10 protein-coding genes and 1 pseudogene are annotated in these 21,373 nt (G+C 69.8%); 5 read left to right on the top strand and 6 right to left on the bottom strand.

Annotated features, from left to right (window positions below):
• Positions 1–383: 383 nt before the first annotated feature.
• On the bottom strand, positions 384–4,361 hold the full coding sequence (locus ABT118_RS05665) for a ricin-type beta-trefoil lectin domain protein (RefSeq protein ID WP_350645168.1): 3,978 nt from the start codon (positions 4,359–4,361) through the stop codon (positions 384–386).
• 326 nt (positions 4,362–4,687) lie between these two features.
• Between ABT118_RS05665 and ABT118_RS05660 the strand changes: the two genes are divergently transcribed.
• Positions 4,688–12,892, top strand: coding sequence for a ricin-type beta-trefoil lectin domain protein (locus ABT118_RS05660; protein ID WP_350645167.1), 8,205 nt, complete (start codon positions 4,688–4,690; stop codon positions 12,890–12,892).
• An 820-nt stretch (positions 12,893–13,712) separates the two neighbouring features.
• Here the strand turns inward: ABT118_RS05660 and ABT118_RS32705 are convergent.
• Both ABT118_RS32705 and ABT118_RS05650 read right to left on the bottom strand, forming a co-directional pair.
• Positions 13,713–13,892, bottom strand: a pseudogene (locus tag ABT118_RS32705) (site-specific integrase); the annotation flags it as partial.
• A 708-nt stretch (positions 13,893–14,600) separates the two neighbouring features.
• Positions 14,601–15,503, bottom strand: a complete 903-nt coding sequence (locus tag ABT118_RS05650; protein WP_350645166.1) for an MFS transporter — start codon at positions 15,501–15,503, stop codon at positions 14,601–14,603.
• A gap of 82 nt (positions 15,504–15,585) precedes the next feature.
• Between ABT118_RS05650 and ABT118_RS05645 the strand changes: the two genes are divergently transcribed.
• The 3 genes from ABT118_RS05645 (at position 15,586) to ABT118_RS05635 (ending at position 17,361) form a co-directional block, all read left to right on the top strand.
• Complete coding sequence (locus tag ABT118_RS05645) at positions 15,586–16,572, top strand: ArsR/SmtB family transcription factor (protein WP_350645165.1); 987 nt, start codon at positions 15,586–15,588, stop codon at positions 16,570–16,572.
• An 80-nt stretch (positions 16,573–16,652) separates the two neighbouring features.
• The gene (locus ABT118_RS05640) at positions 16,653–17,129 is read left to right on the top strand and encodes a GNAT family N-acetyltransferase (RefSeq protein WP_350645164.1); all 477 of its coding nucleotides are present in this window, start codon (positions 16,653–16,655) and stop codon (positions 17,127–17,129) included.
• A 4-nt stretch (positions 17,130–17,133) separates the two neighbouring features.
• Complete coding sequence (locus ABT118_RS05635; protein ID WP_350645163.1) at positions 17,134–17,361, top strand: hypothetical protein; 228 nt, start codon at positions 17,134–17,136, stop codon at positions 17,359–17,361.
• 49 nt (positions 17,362–17,410) lie between these two features.
• On the opposite strand, the gene ABT118_RS05630 is transcribed toward ABT118_RS05635, so the two are convergent.
• Positions 17,411–18,679, bottom strand: coding sequence for a geranylgeranyl reductase family protein (locus ABT118_RS05630; RefSeq protein WP_502884487.1), 1,269 nt, complete (start codon positions 18,677–18,679; stop codon positions 17,411–17,413).
• A gap of 118 nt (positions 18,680–18,797) precedes the next feature.
• Here ABT118_RS05630 and ABT118_RS05625 point away from each other — a divergent pair, with 118 nt between their 5' ends.
• Positions 18,798–20,171 carry a dipeptidase gene (locus tag ABT118_RS05625; protein WP_350645162.1) on the top strand — a complete coding sequence of 458 codons (1,374 nt, stop codon included), beginning with the start codon at positions 18,798–18,800 and terminating at the stop codon, positions 20,169–20,171.
• Here the strand turns inward: ABT118_RS05625 and ABT118_RS05620 are convergent.
• Positions 20,138–20,830 carry a DUF4184 family protein gene (locus ABT118_RS05620; protein WP_350645161.1) on the bottom strand — a complete coding sequence of 231 codons (693 nt, stop codon included), beginning with the start codon at positions 20,828–20,830 and terminating at the stop codon, positions 20,138–20,140. The two genes, ABT118_RS05625 and ABT118_RS05620, sit on opposite strands and share 34 nt — an antisense overlap.
• Positions 20,831–20,842: 12 nt before the next feature.
• Positions 20,843–21,316, bottom strand: a complete 474-nt coding sequence (locus ABT118_RS05615; protein WP_350645160.1) for an HIT family protein — start codon at positions 21,314–21,316, stop codon at positions 20,843–20,845.
• Positions 21,317–21,373 lie beyond the last annotated feature (57 nt).

Below are 21,373 nucleotides of genomic sequence, written 5' to 3'. Positions count from 1 at the left end.
TGCTACCAGACCGTGCGGGCCTACATCTGCCCCAAGCGGGCCTCGGCCCAGCCCGTTCAGCCGCGGCCGCCATCGCCGCGAACCGTCGCCGGCTGGGTCCTGCGACGCCCCGACAACCTCCCCGAAGCCTCCCGCCGCCAGCTCACGGCGGTCCTGGCTAGGTGCCCCGAACTCGACGTTCTGACCGGCCGCGTCAGGTCCTTCGCCCAGATGCTCACCCAACGCGAATGCGAGCGGCCACCACAGTGGTCAACCGACGCAATCTTTTGACCTGCGGTTGTGTGTCAGTGACCGGAGAATGTCCCAGGCGCGTCATGATCACTTCCCGATGCTGGGACCCGCGGTGCTGGGTGCACTGCGGGTCCCTGTGCCTCATTGGTTGGTCAGCTGCTGGTGTTGGTGTAGTAGGTCCAGCGGTGGTTCGCGTGGTCGGGGAAGCAATCCCAGATGCCGAGTGCGGTGCTGTTGGCGTCGTTCCAGCCGGGGAGTTCGATGCAGCGGTTGGCGGTGGGGTTGTAGATGGTTCCGTCCGCGCGCAGGGTCCAGATCTGGCCGGTGGCGTTGCCGCAGTCGGCGATGACCAGCAGGGTGCCGTTGCCTGTTGCGTTGTTCTGGGTGGAGACGCAGCGTCCGCCGGTGCGCAGGGTTCCGTCGCCGGCGAAGGTGAACTTCTGGGTGGGGCCGTTGTAGCAGTCGTAGAGCCGCAGGGCCGTGCCGTTGGTGGCACCCCAGTTGTCGAGGCATCGGGTGGGGTTGTGGGCGGAGTTGAGGTTGTAGCCGACGGGGGTGGGGCCGGGCAGGGTGCGCGGGGCGTTGAACCGCGGGAGGCCTGCGTGCGGTGCGGTGCCCAGGTACTGGGTGAGTGTTCCGCTGCTGTTGGTGGTGATCAGGTCGGGGTTGCCGTCCCCGTTGATGTCACCGGGGGAATCGACCGTGGGGTAGGCGCTGGAGCTGAACCCGCCGGGGAGTACCGAACTGGTGGAGGGGCTGGTCCACCTCTGACTGACGCCGTCGAGGCAGTCCCACAGGATGAGGTGGTTGCCGGGGGTGTTCTGTCCGCCGGGAACGGCGAGGCAGCGGCCGGACTGGGGGTTTCGCAGGGTGCCGGGGTAGGGGCCGTCGGCCCACTTCTGGGCGCCGCCGTCGTTGCAGTCGAAGAGCTCGATGTTGCTGCCGTTGTAGGTGGTGCCGCCTGTCACGTCGAGGCATTTGCCGAGGATGTGCAGGGTGCCGTCGCTGCCTCGGGTGAAGGCCTGGGCTGCGCCGGGATGGCAGTCCCAGAGCTGGGCGACGGTGCCGTTGTCGGTGTGGGCGCCGTTGATGTCGGCGCACATGTTCGCGCCGGCGGAGTTGGTGACGCCGGAGACCAGTGTGCGGCGGTTCGGGGCGTGCAGGGACTTCGCGGCGGGCTTCCCGTTGGACAGCGGCAGCGCGAGGTTGCTGATCGCGCCGGTGATGCTGTCGCGGACCCACAGGGCGGGCGAGCCGGCGATGACGCCCGGGGACAGGAGGGTGAAGGCGCTCCAGTCCTCGTTGTCGGCGCCCAGTTCGATGCCTTCGGCGAGCAGGCAGCCGCCGAGCGGGCTGCCCGCGTAGTAGCGCAGGTGACCGCTTTCGATGGTCACGAGGTTGGGCCGGCCCGCGCTTGCCGGTGTCGCGCTGAGCGACGTCATCTGGGTGATGTTGTTCCAGGTGCCGTCAACGCCCTTGGCGCACAGGCTGCTGTTGCCGATCTGGGCGATGCCGGTGCGGTTGCTGTAGTGGCCGGGGGCACCGCCGGGAATGCGGGTGGAGTCGTTGTAGTAGATGTAGAGCTGCTTGCTGCCCTTGTTGTAGGCGAAGAGGTCGTCGACGCTGTTCTCACTGATGGAGCCGCGGTGGGCGATCAGGTAGTTGTTCCAGCTGTCCCCGTTGGGGTTGTTGCCCTCCGGGCTCTGGAACTTGGTGGAGGCGGTTCCCGGTTGGGCGGTGAAGTCGCTGTTTCCCGGGAGCAGGGTCAGTGAGCCGTCCGCAGCGGGGAACAGGTAGTCAGGGGTGCCGTCGAAGTTGACGTCGCCCGCCACGACCTTCGTCGCCGGGTTCCAGGGCGCGTAGAAGTCGTATGTGGCTGCCTGGGGCTGGGTGTTGCCGACGTTGTCGGCGGCCCGCACGTACAGGCGGTGGGTGCCCCACTGGTCGGGGTTGAGATTGACCGGGATGTCCGCGTAGGCGGCGCCGTTGGAGTCCACACCCGCCACCGGCACCGAGCTGTAGCCGGTGGGCGGGATGTTGTCGTCGAGGGCGTACTGGAACTCGCGGACGCCGCTTGCGATGCAGCTGCCGCGGGTGCAGCCGCCGGGAAGCGGGTCGGTGCTGGTCACGCGTACGGTGGCGCCGCTGTCACCGGCGTGGCCGGTCGGCTTGATGCCGCTGCCCATCGGAGGGAACACGGACGAGGGGGCGATGTACGCGAGCCGGGGTGCGCTCAGGTCGACGTTGAAGTAGCAGAACGCGCTGCTGCCACTGGTGAGCAGGCCATCGGTGGTCCAGGCGTTCCAGCCGTACTGGTGGCCGTCAGAGACCGGGCCGCCGATGTTCGCGTCCCCCCAGCCCCAGCCGTTGATGGTCTGGCTGACAGGCCAGCTCGCGTCTGCGGGACCGCCGCCGGCGCCGGCGGCCATGTTGTCCCAGACGTGGAAGCCCACCACGATGTTGGTGCCGGGCATCGGGGTCGAGCCCCAGGCGTGCAGGGTGATGTCGGAGGCACCGTTGCCGAGCGGCACCGTCCTGCCGATCCAGCCCGGCTGCCCGCCGCCGCACGCGGGGTTCCCCGGGTTGGGGGTGGTGTACATCGAGTCGGGCGTGTTGGGCGCGATGTCGTAGGTGGCGATCATGTAAGGGTTGGAATTGAACCGCATGAAGTGGTCGACGCTGGTGGAGCGGTTCTCGTCACCGAACAGTCCCACGGTCAGCGGTCGGCCTTCCTGGACGACGCTGCGCACCGCACCGGTGACGTCGAAGTCGACGTCACGTGTTCCGCATGTGCCGTAGGCACTCTGGAGCCACTTGGTCTCGCCCTCCTGGCGTACGCCGGGCTGGTTGTTCCAGCTGGTGCCGCCGCCGATCTCCCAGGTCCACTTCAGCGTCACCGGCGCGGTGGCGGCGCAGCTCCAGGCCGCCCCGTAGGTTTCCTTGAAGTAGACCCGGGCGCTGTCGATGTACATCTGCGGCGTGAGGGCGCCGGTGCCGAGCTCGTAGTAGGAGCGCTCCATGCCGTAGCAGTTGCTTTGGTAGTGCTGGAAGCCCGCGCCCTGGCCCTTGTCCTGGGCGATGTCGTACTGGGGGGTTCCTGCGCAGCCCTCCATGACCTGGGCGAAGTGGTTGGTGCCGGTGGTCGGCGCCGGCTGGAACGTCGGGTCGATGTACAGCGGCCAGACGGTGTCCTTGCCGTTCAGCAAGTCACTGTCGGGGGTCAGGGTGAGCGTGCCCGCTTCGGCGCGGACGCCGATCGGTCTGATGCGCGCGCCGTGGCCGGGTCCCTGCGTTGACGACCCGGTGACGGGGGTGGTCGGGGGGCTTGCGGCGCCGGCGAGCAAAGCGCCCTTGCCGATCTTTGCGGCGGCGTCCGTTGCGGGGGCACTGGTGGCTGAGTCCCACATCACGGGTGCTGGGGCCTGGAATGCGGGTTTGCCGTCTTTGCCGGTGGCGGTGAGGTTGCCCTGTGGGTCGGATGAGAATGTCAGGTCCTTGCCGTCGGCGCGGAGCCTGAGGGATTTCAGAGCGGGGTGGGTGGCGGCCTTGGCGTCCTTGACGACGAGGACCTCGCGCACGGCGCCCTGGTCGCTGACGTCGACTTGGAGGTCGACGCCGGCAAGGACTGCGGGGTAGGTGGCGGTGCCGCCGGTGATGGTGGGCTTCGGCAGGGGCAGCGGGAATGTCAGCGCGAGTGAGTGGCCGTTGCGGTCGCCGAGGATGGCCAGCGGTCCGCTGCCGCCGCCGGAGAGTTTGACGGTGGTCGGCGTGGTGGCGGGGGAGTAGCTGCCGTCGGTGTTGCGGGCGAGTGTGGGGTCCAGCGCCGTCCAGGTTTTGCCGTTCCTCATCCGCGCGGGCCGTAGGTGGGTGGTGAGGGCCAGTCTGCCGTCGGGCTGGGCGACGGTGAGGCTCGTCTCGGTCGTCAGTTCGTCGATGGTGACCGGTTTGCCGGTCTTCTTCGCCTTGAGTCGGGCGGCTTGAACGGCGTTGCCGGCGGCCGGTTCGGTGGGTTTCGCCGCGCGGGAGCCGGAGTCCGGAGCTGCTGCGAGGGGCCGGTCATCGGCGGTTGCGGCGCCGGGAGTGGTCAGGACGAGTCCGACGGCCAGTGCTGCCGCCAGACGCCTCGTCATACGGTGCCGACGTCGCGGCGCGACGGGAAGGGGTTCCCCCATGGTGTCTCAAATCGCCTTCGTGGTACGGGCGCACCCCTTCATCCGACCTGTGTGCGATGCATCACATTGGTCGGAGCGCGGAGTGGCCTTTGTCTGATTGTGGCGCGATTTCTGTCGACCCATCAGCTGACTGAGCGTCAATTTCCTGGCCGGTCGCAGCCGAACGCTATTGCGTCCCGACGGAGGCTGACAATAGCGTTCCCGCCGTCATTCTGGGCAGCCCGCGAGAAAACATCAATGCAGGTCACGGGCCCATTACAAGTTCACGAACAGTGGGGGGAAGCATGCGGCCCAGTTGGGGACCGTTCAGCATCAATTCATTGAGGGGAGGCCGTAGAGGACGAAAGCCACAAACCGTAGCCGCGCTCACCGCCGCGCTGACACTGGTCCTGCCACTGTCCGGCGAAGGCTTCGCACTGACCGCACTCGCGGCTGGCAAGGGCGAGGTGACACTCCAACAACTCCCGCGTGTCAGCGGCCACGACGCCGGCGGCACCCGCCAGCCGGAACAGTCGGCCCGCCCTGCCGGATCCCGCGCCATGACGCCACACATATCCAACCCCGTGCAGTGGCCCGGCCAGGCCACCGTGAACGTCGGCCTGACGACCGAACCCGGATCCCGGTTCAAGGACCCCAGCAGCCTGGCCGTCCGGGCGCCCTCCACACCGGTCATCCTGCGCGCCATCGCCCCCGACCAGGTCGGCGACCAGGCCAGGACCGCAGCCGGCGGTGGCCCCGTCAGTGCCCCTTCCTCGGTCGAGGTCAAGGTCGCCGACCGGGCCCAGAGCGCGAAGGCGACCGTCAACGGCCTGCTGGTCGGCCTCAAGCGCAACGACGGCTCCAAGGACGCCGCGAGCGTGGCCGTGTCCCTCGACTACGGCGCAATCGCCGACGCATTCGGCGGCAGTTGGGCCTCGCGGCTGCGCCTGGTGGCGATGCCCGCCTGCGCGCTGACCACACCGGAGCTGGACCAGTGCCGCACCCGCCGACCCCTCGATTCCACGATCGACCCCTCCGCCAAGACGATCAGCACCACCGTCGTCCTGCCCGGGCAGACACCCGGGAGCGCACCGTCCACACCGGACGATCCGCCCGCGACGAGAATCAACTCGACGGCCCTTCCCGCCGCCCCCGGCGCCAGCGCGATGGTGCTGGCGGCCGAATCGGGTGCCGACGGCTCGCAGGGCTCGTTCACCGCGACCGACCTGTCGGCCTCCGGCGCGTGGTCGCAGTCCGCCTCAGGCGCGTTCACCTACAGCTACCCGATCACCACACCGCCGTCTCTGACCGGACCCGGACCCGGGGTGGCACTGTCCTACGACTCCCAGTCGGTGGACGGGAAGACCTCCGCACGCAACTCCCAGGCCTCATGGATCGGTGACGGCTGGTCATACAGCCCCGGCTTCATCGAACGCGCCTACAAGGCGTGCAAGAACTCCGGCATCGACAACTCCGGAGACCAGTGCTGGGCCGGCTGGAACGCCACCCTGTCCCTCGGCTCCCACTCCGGTGAACTGGTGCGCGACAGCAGCGGCACCTACCACCTGCAGAGCGACGACGGCACCCGCATCGAACGCCTCACCGGAGCGTCCAACGGCCTCTGGCAGGGCGAGCACTTCAAGGTCACCACCACCGACGGCACCGCCTACTACCTCGGCCTGGGCCACGCACCCGGCACCACCGCCGACAGCCCCACCAACAGCGCCTGGGCCACACCCGTCTACCACCCCAACAGCGGCGACCCCTGCTACACCGCCGCCAAGGGCAAGGCCTCCCAGTGTGACCAGCCCAGCGGCTGGCGCTTCAACCTCGACTTCGTCGTCGACCCCCACGGCAACCTCCAACGCTACGACTGGGCCACCGAAACCAACCGCTACGCCACCGGCGGTGGGCAGGCAACCACCGGCGGCGGCACCCTGACCGCGTACGCACGCGGCGGCAACCCGAGCCGTGTCTCCTACGGCTACCAGCTCGCCGACGCGCTCGCCGGCCGCGAACCCTCCGCCCGGGTCACCTTCGACCTCGCCGAGCGATGCGTGGTCTCCGAAAGCACCTGCCGCCCGGAGAACCTGACCCCGTCCACCGCCTCCAAATGGCCCGACGTCCCCTACGACCTCGCCTGCCAAGACGGCTGGAGCACCAGCGGCACCGGACCGAACGTCTGCCGCATCACCTCCCCGACCTTCTGGTCCACCAAGCGGCTCAGCGCGATCCGCACCGAATTGCGCACCGCCGGCGGCTGGAACCCGGTCGACAAGTACGAACTGAAGCACCTCTTCTCCGAGGCCGGAGCACTCTACGACCCGGTGACAGGCCAGACCAGAGACAAGGAGATCGCAGGATCCCTGCAGTCGGTGATGTGGTTCGCCGAGATCAGGCGCACCGCCCAGGACACATCAGCCGGCGCCCCGGGCCCCGCGACCCTCGACCCGGTGACCTTCACCGCCACCGAGATCAACAACCGGGTGAGCGGCTCCACTGCGTCCGCCACACCGCTGTACCGGCCTCGCGTCATCGGCGTCAACACCGACACCGGAACCTCCATCGCCATCAGCTACCGCGACCCCGAATGCGACCGCTCCAAGGGCCGGATCCCCGCATCGGCCGACAGCAACACAATGGCCTGCTACCCGGTGTACTGGACCCCCGCCGGCGCGGCCAAGCCCATCGCCGACTGGTTCCACAAGACACTGGTCGCCAAGGTCACCGCATCCGACACCACCAAGGCCAACTCCCCCGCCAGGGTCACCAGCTACGACTACCGCGACGGAGCTGCCTGGCACCGCGACGACTCCGACCTCACCGACGACCAGTACCGCACCTGGAACGACTTCCGCGGCTACCGCACCGTCGTCACCACCACCGGCGCCGGCGGCGACCCGATCAGCCAGAGCGCCGTGTCCTACCTCCAGGGCATGGACGGTGACTACCTGGCGGGCGGAACCCGCCGGGTGAGCCGGCCCAGGAACTCCCTTGGTGAGGAAATCACCGACAGCAACTGGCTCGCCGGCATGGCCCAGGAAACCATCACCTTCACACAGGCCGGCGGAACGCCGATCGCCAAGCAGTTCAACGACACCCCCGGCTTCCTCGACAATCCGGTCAACCGTCCCCGAACCGCCTGGACATCCCAGAGCGGTGCCGCACTGTCGACACTGCCGCCGTTGGAAGCCCGCCGCGTCAAGTCGGTCAGCAGCCGCTCCAGCTCGCTCCTGTCCGACCAGAGCACCTGGCTCACCGGACGCACCAGCACCGCCTTCGACACCCTCGGACGGGCGGTCAAGACCGAGACCCGGCCCGATGTGACCACAGCCCTCGGGCAGATCTGTAGCACCACCGGTTACGCGACCTCTCCGGCGAGCAACCCGATGATGACCGGCTACCCGAGCGGAACCCTGACCGTCGCCGGCCCCTGTGGGACACCCGCCTCGGCAACCACGACCATCAGCGACCGACGGCTGATCTACGACGGCAGTGCTGACCCCGGCAATGTCGGCGCCCCAGGTGTACTGGGCCAGAACGGCACCAGCGTCGGCTACGTCACCGCCACCCAAGCCCTGAAGTCCTACGACGCGCAGGGCAACCCGGCCTACCAGACCCTCAACGCGCAAGCCTTCGACGGATACGGCCGGATCACCCGCAGCGTCGACGCCGCAGGCGCCGCCGAACTGACCGCCTTCACACCGGCTTCCAGCACCCTGCCAACCGAGATAGCCACCACCAATCCCCTGGGATGGACCGCCAAAAGCATCCTGGCACCGGCCCGTGGCCTGGCAACCCGCGCGATCGACGCGAACGGCCGGGTCACGGATGCGGCATACGACGCGCTCGGCCGACGCACCGCCGTCTGGCTGCCCGGCAACAGCAAGGACGCCAACAAGAAGGCCGACCGAACGTTCAGCTACGAGCTGCACGGCGTCGACCCCGCCCCGTCTTCACGTGCCAACCCGCCGAGCATCACCACCACGACCCAGCTGGACAACGGCACCTACCAGAGCGACGTCACCATCTACGACGCGTTCCTGAACCCCCGCCAGAGCCAGTCCGTCCCCGCCAACGGCGCCACCGGCCGAATCATCACCTCAAAGCGGTACGACAGCCAGGGCCGGGTGTCCAAGACCACCGCCGCCTGGTCCGACCCGACAACGGGCCCCGGCACCACCCTCTTCGAGGAGGCCGACAACACCGTCCCCTCCCAGACCAGGACCGTCTACGACGGCGTCGGCCGCACCATCGCCACCAAGCTCTACGCCAAGGCCGTCGAGCTCTGGCAGACCACCACCGCCTACCCGGGCGCCGAACGGACCGACACCACCCCGCCCAGCGGCGGCACGCCGAGCACCACCTACACCGACGCCATCGGCCGTACCAGCGCATCCGTTCTGCACGGCGGAACCGGCACCGGTGACGTCACCACCAGATACACCTACGACGTCCGCGGCAACCTCTCCACCATCGCCGACAACGCCAACAACATCTGGACCTACACCTACGACGTGCGCGGCAGCCTGATCGCACAGACCGACCCCAACGCAGGCACCTCCAGCACCACCTACGACGACCTCGGCAGGGTGACCACCACCACCGACGCCCGCGGCAAGCAGCTCTCCTACACCTACGACCGACTCGACCGCCCCGTCGGCCGCTACGAAGGCACCGACACCACCAACCAGACTAAACTCCTCGCCTCCTACACCTTCGACACCCTCGCCAAGGGCCTGCCCACCTCCACCACCCGCTACATCGGCGGAGCCGCAGGAAGCGCCTACACGCAGAAGATCAACGGCTACAACACCCGGTACCAGCCCACCTCCACCACCACCACAATCCCCACGGCCGAAGGCCGCCTCGCTGGCGACTACACCGCAGGACTCGCCTACACCGACAACCTCGGTCTGCTCGCCGGCTACACCTACAACGCGGACGGCGGACTGCCCGCCGAGAAGTACGGCTACACGCGCGACCTGCAGGGCGAGGTCATCGGGAGCGGCACCGACAGCACCCAGCTGCTCGACCTGGCCAACTACAACCCGCTCGGCCAGATCCTGCTGTCCCAGTACGGCACCCGTGGCGAACTCATGCGCACCGCGCACACCTACGACGACACCACCGGCCAACTGACCACTAGCAGCATCAAGCTGCAGCAGGCTGACGCCAACCCGGTCTCGTTCACCAGCTACGGCTACGACCAGATCGGCCGCCTCACCAGCGCCTCCGAAATGCAGTCCTCCGGAAGCGTCGATCTGTTCAACGACACCCAGTGCTTCCACTACGACGGCCTCAGTCGCCTCACCGAAGCCTGGACCGACACCGCAGGCGTCAGTGCCGCCGGCCCCGGCCAGACCTCGCACTGCAACAACGCCACCGTCAACATCAACTCCCTGGGCGGACCGGCACCCTACTGGCAGAGCTTCCAGTACAACCAACTCGGCGACCGGACCCAGCAGATCCGCCACGACGCCACCGGCGACACCTCACGCGACATCACACAGACCAACACCTACAACGGCAACGGCCGCACCCCGGCCAGCCGGCCCAACACCCTAACCTCCACCACCACCCGCACCGGCAACCCGACCACGACACTGACCTCCGCCCACCCCGGCATCGGCGGCATGCAGCTCTGCCTGGACGTCACCGCCGCACGCACCGCCGACGGAACCCCCGTCGAAACCTGGACCTGCCACGGTGGCTCCGCCCAGAAGTGGACCCGCCCCGGCGACGGCACGCTGCGCGCCTTCGGCAAGTGCGCCCGCCCCGGTGCCACCGCCGGAATCGGCGTCGGCATCGAACTGGGGACCTGCGACGGCAGCGCGGCCCAGCAGTGGCAGGACGGCGCCGGCGGCGCCCTCGTCCACACCGCGTCTACCCTCTGCCTCGAAATCCCCGGCTGGAACCAGAACCCCGGCACGCAGGTCGGCCTCTACTACTGCACCGGCCACCCCAACCAGCAGTGGCCCGCCACCGCCAACCCGCCTACGGGCCCTCGCTACAGCACCACTCTGACCCCGCAGTACGACAACGCGGGCAACACCACCACCCGCACTAACAGCACCACCACCACCTTGCCCTCCGCCATCCCCACCGGAAGCACCCCGCTCTGCCTGGACGCCTACGGCGGCCACACCGCCAACGGCACCCCCGTACAGACCTGGACCTGCCACGGCGCAGCCTCACAGGAATGGACGATCGGCACCGACGGCACCCTGCGCGTCCTCGGAGCCTGCGCCCGGCCCGTCGCAGGCAGCTCCGCCCGCAGCACTCAGATCGAGCTGTGGACCTGCGACGTCAACGACGGCAGCCAGCAGTGGCGCACCGCCACCAACGGCTCACTCATCCACAAAGCATCCGGCATGTGCCTCGACATCCCCTGGGCCAGCTCCAGCCAGGGCACCCGCGTCGCACTGTGGCCGTGCAACAAGAACGCCAACCAGAAGTGGGGCCCGGACGGCACCCAGCCGACCGCCGGCGCCACCCAGGTCCTCACCTACGACCTCGAAGGGCGCACCGAAACCGTCACCACCCCCAACGGGGCCGACAGCGCAACCTCCCGCTACCTCTACGACACCGACGGCAGTCTGCTCATCCAGCGCGGCCCCGACGGCACACTCCTCTACCTGTTCGGCGGCACAGAACAGCTCACCCTCTCCCCCGACGGCACCACCGTCACCGGCAACCGCTACTACCACCAGCCCGACGGCACCACCGCCATCCGCTCCAGCACCGGAAACACCACCTACGAACTCACCGACCCCCAGAACACCTCCACACTCCACGTCGACGCCACAAACAGAACAGTCACCCGACGCGCCTTCGACCCCTACGGCACACCCCGGGGAACAGTCCCCGCATCCTGGCCCGACAACCGGGGCTACCTCGGCAAACCCGTAGACGCCAACAGCGGCCTTAACCTCCTGGGTGCCCGGAACTACGACCCGACACTGGGACGCTTCCTCACCGTCGACCCCCTGCTCCAAGCCGGTAACCCCAACCAGATGGGCGGCTACACCTACAGCAACAACGACCCCGTCAACTCCAGCGACCCCACCGGGCTGCTTTCCCAGGACGGCCCCCTGGACTGCTCAGTAGTCCAAGGAACCTCAAGCTACATTGCAGGCCAGACCACCTGCGGCTACCCCAGCAGCGGGGGCGAGGACTGGCTGATCGAAGACATCGTCGACTGCTCGGGCGAGGAAGCCGGCAGCTGGGACGCCTGGACCTGCGGCATGCGCAATTCCATGTGGAAGAACGCGCAGGCGTCCGGTTGCCTTGGCGGGACCTGTGGCGGCGGAGCGGTAAGGCTTTCCAAAACCAAGATCAAGGGCCCGGAACCGGTCGGCCGTGGCGCAGCCAGGGCCGAGAAGGAGACCACTCACCCGGATGACTCCCCCGCCTCCGAAAAGGCGGCAGCCCGACGAGTTCATGCAGAGGCCGCGGAGAACGCCAGGAAGGCATCCCTCGAAGGCGGAGTACCCGCCTCCGACAAGCAACACATCCAGAAGCACTCCAAGACGAGCCCCGAAGCGCCCATCACCCCCAGTGACGTCGCCGCCGACGCGGGCACCGGCACATCCCAGAAGCCCCGCGGCGCGAAATCCGGCAAGTCGCCCTCCGAGAATGCCCTGCCGCCTTGCAAGAACAGCTTCCCAGCCGGCGTCCGAGTCGAAATGGTGGACGGGACGTCCAAGCCCATCGAGGACGTGCGAGTCGGCGACTACGTTCTCGCCGCCGACGCTGAAACAGGAACCGTACGGGCCGAACAGGTCACCAACACCATCGTCACACCAGACGACTACGAATACACCGACCTCACCCTCTCAGCACCCCAGACCGACGGCACCAGCCAGCCCGACCTCCACATCACCTCAACCCAGCACCACCCCTACTGGAACGCCAGCACCGCACACTGGACCGACGCCGCCAACCTCCACCCCGGCGACCAAGTACAAACCCCCGACAGAACAACACTCACCGTCAAATCACTCACCAACTACCTGACCCGCCCAACAACCGCCTACAACCTCACGGTCGCCCACCTCCACACGTACTATGTGCTCGCGGGGACCACGCCGGTCCTCGTACACAACTGCAATGGTGATGACCCTCAGAGTGCGCCTGGAGGGAAGAACGGCGCTGCCCTTAGCATCAAGCAGGTGAAGATGGCGTTGGGCAGGGCTGGCATGAGCGTTTCTGACTACGACATTGTGCACGTGCCAGAGATCAACACCGCAGGAGACGGCCTGCCCTCTTACGGGAACAGTCCCCACGACGGCAACGGAATGCCGAACCTGGGCCCGCGAGGACGCCCGGTAATCCAGATTTCCAATATGGGACTGGACAACATGGATACGGCTGTGGCCACGATCTTCCACGAGATATACCATCACCAGATGTTCGCCACTTGGCCGGACTCTATGGGCGGAACAGAGTCCGCTGCTGAGACATACGGGCAAGCTATGCTCGGCGTTTTCAGGCGAAGGACGGGCTGATGAATCAGATAAGGCGTTTCACGCCATCGGAGATCGAGACTCTCGGGCGAGAGAGAAACTTCCTCCGAGACCAGTCAGAGTGGCTTTGCCCTGCGTGTGGCGAGGTTTCGGTTCGCACCTACCTCCGAAAGACACAGCATGCGAATCGCCCCGCTGTGATCAGCTACACATGGTGTGCTGCTTGCCGCAAGATGTCTGGCTCAACCGGCCCTTTGCCACCCGGTCTGATCATCTCTGATCCCTGGCGCGAGTTGGACCCGGTAGCGTGGGAGGAGTTCGACGCGAGCTTGTACAGGCTCTTCGCTAGACTCGACCGGCTATGGGAGGACGGCGTGCTACCACAAAGCCTCGGTTGGACCGGCCGGTAGAACGCTGATGGACGGCCATGCCAACCCAAGGCCATCCTCAGCATCTTGAGCACATAGCGGATATCAATTGCCCGTTCCAGCGGTCAGGTACGGCGTGAACCGCCCCGGGGGTGATGGCGTCGAATCCATGTGAATCGACTCTCGGCCCTAACTTCGGTATGGCAAGGGAATATCCTCAGCCGCATCGATAAAATGAGCAAATGAAGCCCCGTCAGGTGACTCCTGACGGGGCTTCTGCGTGAGGTGACGGCAGTAGTTGACGGCAACGTCAGCGGACGGGTGCTGCACGGAGTGGGGGTTCGTCGCCGTCGTCGGGGCGGGGGGTTGGGTTGTGGAGGGCGTTGCCGAGGAGCTTGATGGCGTCGCGCTGGAGGCGGAGTCGGACGTGTAATGGTGACGCCGATGTGGGCGTGACCCACCAATTCCTTGATCACGACGAGTTCGATGTCCTGTTCCAGGAAGAGGGTCGCCGCCGAGTGCTGGAGGTTGTGGATGCGGGTGCGGCGGAGCGTGGCCCGCCGGAACAGGGTGTTGAAGTGCCGGGTGAGGGTGGCTCCCTCGCTCGGGGAGCCGTCGTGCCAGGTGAAGACGTACCCGCTCGCCTTCCAGCTCGTCCCCGCCGTCTCGCTCACCTGGCGCTGCCAGTCGCGGTGCTGTTCGAGGGAGTGCAGAAATCCGCTGCTCCACCCCTCGCGGTGACTCTGACCAGTACAGACAGAATCGGACCTCGGCAAAACTGGTGGAGCCCGAATCACGTTCCGCAAGACAGTGAGGCTGGTCAGTGTGGGCCCGGACCCGCCAGGCTGCGGAGCCGCCCGCCGCAGCGAAGACCCTCCCGCCCCCCAGCACAGCCGTCGCCGGCCGGCCCATCGGGCGTGCCACCACAGCCTGGAACCTCGCCCTGCTCTACGGCATGTTCTCGTGGAACGTCTTCACCCTGTTCACCTGGCTGCCCACGCTCCTGACCGAGGCCGGCCAGCCACCCGCGCTGAGCTCGGCGATGGTCTCTCTCGTCGTCGCCGTCGTGGGCTCGACGGAGTTATCGGCGAGGTTTCCGAGTGCGCGGCCGAGGAGGTCCATGGCGTCGCGCTGGAGGCGGGGGCGGACATGGGCGGACACCGTCGCGGATGTGGGCGTGACCCAAACAATTCCTTGATCAGGACGAGTTCGATGTCCTGTTCCAGGAGGAGGGCAACCGCCGAGTGCCGGAGGTTGTGGATGCGGATGCGGCGGAGCATGGCCCGCCGGAGTGCCGGTGAGAGTGGCGCCCTCGATCGGGGAGCCGTCGGGCCAGGTGAAGACGTACCCGCTCGCCTTCCAGCTCGTCCCCGCCGCCTCGCTCACCTGGCGCCGCACCGGCGGTAGACACGTCCCACCGCGAGGTGGGCACGCATGACGATCACCTTCAGGCAACGGGTGCGGAGAGCGGCAATCCCCATCCTGCCCCGCCCGCTCACGACGGTCCGGGGGCACGACCACACGACGCCTGCGCCGGATGCTGGGCGTGCAAGGCGGGCCCTGTCGGCCGCTCCCAGGCCTCCGTCGTGGCCACGATCGCCGCCACGCCCCCGGTCCTCGTCGTGGCGGCGTTCCTGGCCACGACTCCCGACTACCTTCGGGGCCGCGACGCGCGGCGGCACGGTGAGTGCGGCGTACATCAGGGCGACGGCGGCGAAACTCACCGCGTCCGCCAGGATCGCCGTCACGTACGCGCTCCGGGTGTCCACGTGCAGGGCGAGCGCGGCGACGGCCGTGCCCGCGCCGATCCCGACGTTGGTGACCACCCGCAGGTAGGCCCGGCCGGCCACCCGCTTGTCGGCGGGCAGCACCTCGGCGTAGAGCGCGCTGCGGACGGCGGCCGAACCGCGGTCCAGCGCGGCGACCAGGCAGGCCAGCGGGACGAACAGCGCGTAGGAGTGCACCAGCGTGTACGCGGTGACGCCGAGCGCCTCACCGGTCACCAGCACCACCAGCACCCGCCTGCTGCCCCACCGGTCGGCGGCCCGGCCCGCGGGCACCCCCGCCAGCACCCCGCAGAGCCCGGCGGCGGTCAGCGCCGTGCCGACCTGGACCGCGCCGAAGCCCAGCACCCGGGTGAAGAACAGCACCCCGAGGGTCATGCTCAGCCCGTTGCCCAGGCAGTTCACCAGGGTGACCAGGGCCAGTCGGCGGACGGTCGGGTCGGGGTGCCGCAGCCGGTTCCGGGCCGGGGTGGGCGCGAGGGCCTGATCAGTGGTGGTCATGGGACGATCCCACCGCCGGCCGTCCGCCGCCGGTACTCATTTAGGCTCCGGCTAACGGCAGGCCGGTCCCCGGGGAGGACGAATGCACCGCTTCCAGCTCGAACTGGACGACCTGGCCTCCGCCGCGTTCGCCTGCTCCCCGCTCCAGGAGGCCGTGCTCAGCCTGCGGATGTGGAGCCACCCCGGCATCTACCACCCGGCCCAGACCGCCTGGTTCGAGCTGATCCGGCCGGAGTTCGAACGCCTGCCGCAGGCCGCGCTGCTCCGCTCCCTGGTCGCCACCACCCGGTACGTCCCGGACTTCCTGACGCCCCGTCCGGCCACCCCGTTCCCCGGCTTCCGCAGCGAACTCGCGCTGGTCCGGGCGCTCCCGCCGGAGCAGCTCGCCGACGAGCTGGAGCGCACCTACCTCCCGCACGACCGCCGGCTCCCGCCCCTGCTGGCCGCCGGACTCGCCGACCCGGCCGCCCTGATCGCCGAGATCGCCGACGCGCTGGCCGCCTACTGGGACCGCTGCCTCGCCCCCGCCTGGTGGCCCCGGGCCCGTTCCGTGCTCCAGGCCGACATCGTGCACCGGTCCCGGATGCTCGCCGAGCGCGGCGCCGCCGCCCTCTTCGCCGACCTGGACGGCCGACTGGCCTGGGCCGACGGTGTGCTGACCATCCGTCGGGACTGGGCCTCCGGCGACGCCGACGTGGTGGTGGCCCGGCGCGGGCTGGTCTTCTCCCCCAGCTGCTTCGTCCGCGGCGCCGTCACCTCGATCAGCGGCGACTACCCGCCCTCGATCGTCTACCCCTCCCGCGGCCAGGCCACCATGCCCCCCTCGCCCGCCCCGGCCCCCGCCCCCGAAGCCCTCGCCCTCCTCCTCGGCACCCCCAAGGCCCGCCTGCTCACCCTCCTCGACGAGCCCGCCTCCACCACCGAACTCGCCGCCCGCCTCGGCGTCACCCCCGGCGCCGTCAGCCAGCACCTCGCCGTCCTGCACGCCACCCGCCTGGTCAGCCGCACCCGCAGCGGCCGCCTCGTCCTCTACACCCGCACCTCCTTGGGCGACCAGCTCCGCCACTGACCCCGGGCCCGGTCAGGGCGGCAGGCTCCCGGGCGGAAAGGCGGTTGACGGGCCACCGGGCGGCGGGGTTCGCTGCGGCGATGAAGGATCTTCGCATCGAGCCGGTGAGCGGTGACACGGCCCTCCGGGACTGGCAGCGCGTGCACAACCTGATCATCCCGACCGATCCGCTGTCGCTCGACGACATCCGCGAGCGGGCCGGGCGGAACCGGCTGGAGGTGGCGTACCTCGGGGAGGTCCTGGTGGGCTGCTCCACGGTGCGGCCGCCGACGGCGGAGGCGGACGTGGCGACCGTGATCGCCCGGGTGCTGCCGGAGCACCGGCGGCAGGGGCTGGGAGCCCGGCTGTACTCCCACTGCCTGGCGTACGCGCGCACGCTGGGTGCGGCCGCGATCGAGACGGTGGTGCTGGAATCGAACCCGGACGGGCTGCGGTTCGCCGGGGCGCACGGGTTCCGGGAGGTCGAGCGGTACCTGCTGCCGGGTGACACCGTGCGGTTCGTCGACCTGCGGCTGGACCCCGGCGGCGCGGGCACCCCGTCCGGCACGAGAGAATGACCTCATGACCGACGAGCACATCGAAGCACCGAAGTCCGCGAACGAACGCAGGGAGCAGCTGTTCCAGGCCATGCGCAAGGGTGGCGGCACCTGGGACTGGACCCGCGCGCGCGAGACGTACTACGAGCACCAGGACCCGCGCACCGTCCGCCGCGACCTCGAACAGCTGCGGAAGGCGGGCCGCGTGTTCCGCGACCGCGAGACCGGCCGGTACGAGGCGGTCGGCTACTGACGCCCCGGGTTTCCGGCCTCCTCCCCGGCCGGGGAGGAGGCCGGAGCCGTCAGCGGGCCGCGATCGAGGCCAGCCGGCGGGCCGCCCGGTAGTCGCGCATGATCTGCGCGAAGGTGGTGTGCCCCTGGGTGGTGCGGGCGAAGGCCCGCCAGGCCGGGCCGACCAGGCAGACGGCGGCGTGGAAGAGGTGCGGGCGCCGTTCGAAGGCGCCCAGCATGACCTTGCCCGCGCGCATCTCGACGCCGAGGCCGGCCTTGATCGCGAAGGCGTAGTTCAGCGCCTGCCGCCGCACGTCCGCCGAACCGTCCGCCTCGGCGACCTTGACCGCCCACTCGCCGGCGAGCCGGCCGGAGCGCAGCGCGTACGAGATGCCCTCCCTGGTCCACGGCTCCAGCAGGCCGGCCGCGTCGCCCGCGACCAGCACCCGGCCGCGCGACAGCGGCGAGTCCTCGGCCCGGCACCGGGTCAGGTGGCCGGACTCGACGCTCGGGGTGAAGCCGGACAGGCCCAACTGCCGGATGTAGTCCGCCAGGTACTCCTTGGTGGCCTCGCCGTCGCCGCGCGCCGAGATCACCCCGACGGTGAGCGAGGCGGACTCGGTCTTCGGGAAGACCCAGCCGTAGGAGCCGGGCAGCGGGCCCCAGTCCAGGTGGATCCGGCCCTCCCAGGCGCGGACCACCGACTCGGGCACCGGGATCTCGGCCTCCAGACCGAGGTCGATCTGGTCGAAGGTGACCCCGACGTGGCGGCCGATCCGGCTGGCGCTGCCGTCCGCGCCGACCACCGCGCGGGCCTCGATCCGGCGGCCGTCCGAGGTGGTGACGGTGACGGTGCGTCCGGCCCCGGCGGGCTGCTCGACGCCCGCCACGGTGACGCCGGTGACCAGCACCGCGCCGGCCTGCTCGGCCGACTGCACCAGGCGCAGGTCGAACTCGTCCCGGTTCACCAGGCCGAACAGCATCCGCTTGGAGCGCCGGGTGCGGGTGAAGCGGCCCTTGAGGGCGAAGGTGACGGCGTACACGCGATCCTGCAGCGGAAGCTTGAAGTCCTCCGGCAGACTGTCCCGCGACGGGCCGATGATGCCGCCGCCGCAGGTCTTGTAGCGGGGGTGCTCGGCCTTGTCGAGCAGCAGCACCCGACGCCCCTGCCGGGCGGCGGCGTACGCGGCGGAGGACCCGGCCGGGCCCGCGCCGACCACCACCACGTCCCAGACGCCGGCCAACGGGCCGGGCCCGTCCGACACTTCGTCAGCGTCCGGCCCGGGCGCGGCGGGCAGGTCGGGGCGGTCCTGGTCGTGGGAGCTACCGGAGTCAGTCACGGGCAACAATCCTAGTGCCGCCGAGCAGCTGCGATGCCAGACCCGGTCGAAGTGGCGGCCCTATGATCGATCCATCCCGTACGGCACCATTTCATCCGCGCACCCCCGGAGTGAACCGATGACCCAGCAGTCCCTGGCCGCGGCCGTCCGATCCCTGATGCCGCAGGCCAGGGCCGAGCTCGCCGAACTGGTCGCCTTCCAGTCCGTCGCCGACCCCCGGCAGTTCCCGGTGGCGGAGTGCGAGAAGGCGGCCCGCTGGGTCGCCGACGCGTTCGCGGCCGAGGGCCTGACGGGCATTCGGCTGCTGGACACCCCGGACGGCACCCAGTCCGTCTACGGCGAACTGCCGGGCCCGGACGGCGCCCCGACGGTGCTGCTGTACTCGCACTACGACGTGCAGCCGCCGCTGGACGAGTCCGGCTGGCACTCCCCCGCCTTCGAGCTGACCGAGCGGGACGGCCGCTGGTACGGGCGCGGCGCCGCCGACTGCAAGGGCAACATCCTGATGCACCTGACCGCCCTGCGGGCGCTGCGCCAGGTGGACGGCGGCTACCCGGTCGGGCTCAAGGTGATCGTGGAGGGGTCGGAGGAGCAGGGCACCGGCGGCCTGGAGCAGTACGCCCACGCCCACCCCGAACTGCTCACCGCCGACGTGGTGGTGATCGGCGACACCGGCAACTTCGCCCCCGGCCTGCCGACCGTCACCGCCACCCTGCGCGGCATCACCGAGGCCGCGGTCACCGTCACCACGCTGGCGGGCAACCTGCACTCCGGTGCGTTCGGCGGCGCGGCCCCCGACGCCCTGCAGTCGCTGATCAAGGTGCTCGCCTCGCTCCACGACGAGCACGGCGACGTCGCGGTGGAGGGCCTGCGGACCGACCAGGCCTGGCCCGGCGTCGAGTACCCCGAGGAGCAGTTCCGGGCCGACGCCAAGGTGTTGGAGGGCGTCGCGCTCACCGGCACCGGCACGGTCGCCGACCGCCTCTGGGCCCGCCCGGCCGTCACCGTCCTCGGCATCGACGCACCCCCCGTGGTCGGCGCCACCTCCTCGGTGCACTCCACCGCCCGGGCCCGGGTCAGCCTGCGCATCCCGCCGGGCATGGAGCTGACGACCGCCCAGGAGGCCCTGGAGGCCCACCTGCTGGCCGCCGTCCCGGTCGGCGCCCACGGCGAGGTCGAACGCCTCGGCGGCGGCAGCCCGTTCAGCGCCGACACCACCGGGCCGGCCTACGAGGCGATGGGCGCCGCCATGCAGGAGGCCTTCGGCACCCCCATGGTCGCCTCCGGCGAGGGCGGCTCGATCCCGCTCTGCAACACCCTGCACACCCTCTACCCGTCGGCCGAGATCATCCTGATCGGCGTCGAGGACCCCACCACCCAGATCCACGCCGTCAACGAGAGCGTCGACCCGGCGGAGCTGGAGCGGATGGCCCTCACCGAGGCCCTCTTCCTGCGCAACTACGCCGCCCTGCGCGGTGGCCCGACCGCCTGAGCAACCGGGCCGGGCCGGCGTCCGATCAGCGCGTGGACGGTCGCGCCGGCGGCCAGTCCGGCGCCCGCGCCGAAGCAGAACTCGCTGATCAGGCCGCGTTCGCGCCGGGCCAGCCGGTGCAGGACACCGGCGGCGGTGGCCAGGGCCAGACCTGCGACGGTTCGCCGGGGCAAGGTGGGCGGCACCGTCCGGTGGCGGGCGAGCAGGGCCAGGCCGACGGCCGAACTCCCGTACTGGAGCACGGTGTACAGCGGCAGGCCCGCCACCTCGGTGTTCAGCACCGGGAGCAGCCGGACGCCGGCCCGGCCCTCGTGCGTGAACGAGTCCCAGCAGACGTGGGTGGCGGCGCCGATCGCGGCCGAGGCGGCGAACCACCCGAGCTGCCCCCGCTCCACCGGCCGGGGCGCCGAGGGGCGCAGCAGTCCGTACCACCAGGCCGTCAGCCCGCCCGCGATCAGCACGTCCACGGTCGGGACGGCCCACCAGCGGTGGGTGACGGCGCCGAGGCCGTAGCAGCCGCGCAGCAGCGAGTCGGCGAAGAAGGGTGCGTCCGGTGCCATCGACCCGGCCACCAGCCCGGCGGCGATCAGCGGGCCGCGCGCCCGGGTGCCGTCCAACAGCGGTAGCACGGCGGCCGGGTGACTGAGCGTGAAGGGCACCCGGCCATCCTGTCAGAGCCGGTCCAGTTCCTCGCCAATCGCGCGCCGGAGCCCGTCGTGGTGCGCGCCGAGCGCGTGTTCGGGCGTGGGCGCCGTCCAGTGCGTCCGGGGATAGAGCCAGACCGGGTGCCCGAGCAGTTCGGCCGGTTCCCAGTCGTAGCGGGGCCAGATGTGGGCGTGCAGGAAGCTGTCGGTATTGCCGAGGATCTCCAGGTTGATCCGGCGGAAGGCCGGGTCGAGGCGGCGGCAGGCGCGTTCGACGGCCTCGCCGAGGCGGTCCATGTCGGCCAGGAAGGCGGTGCGCTGGGGCCGGGTCAGCTCGGAGAGGCGCTCCACCCCGGGCCGGTCGGTCAGCAGCACCGTGTAGCCGGGCAGGAACTGCACATCGCCGATCACCGCGAACCCGCCCGGGAGCCGCCGCAGCACGGTCGGGTTCTGGCCGCGCAGGGCGGCGCCGATCCGGTCCGTGCGCCAGTCGTCCGTCATGCGCCCGACGCTACCCGACCGTCCGTCACCGCCCCACCCCCGCCTATACCTCGACCG

Origin of the sequence: Kitasatospora sp. NPDC002040 (assembly GCF_040296785.1) — a bacterium.
In the GTDB taxonomy this organism is placed as follows: domain Bacteria; phylum Actinomycetota; class Actinomycetes; order Streptomycetales; family Streptomycetaceae; genus Kitasatospora.
The sequence above is the reverse complement of the archived record's forward strand: the minus strand, read 5'-3'. Positions and strand labels throughout refer to the sequence as shown.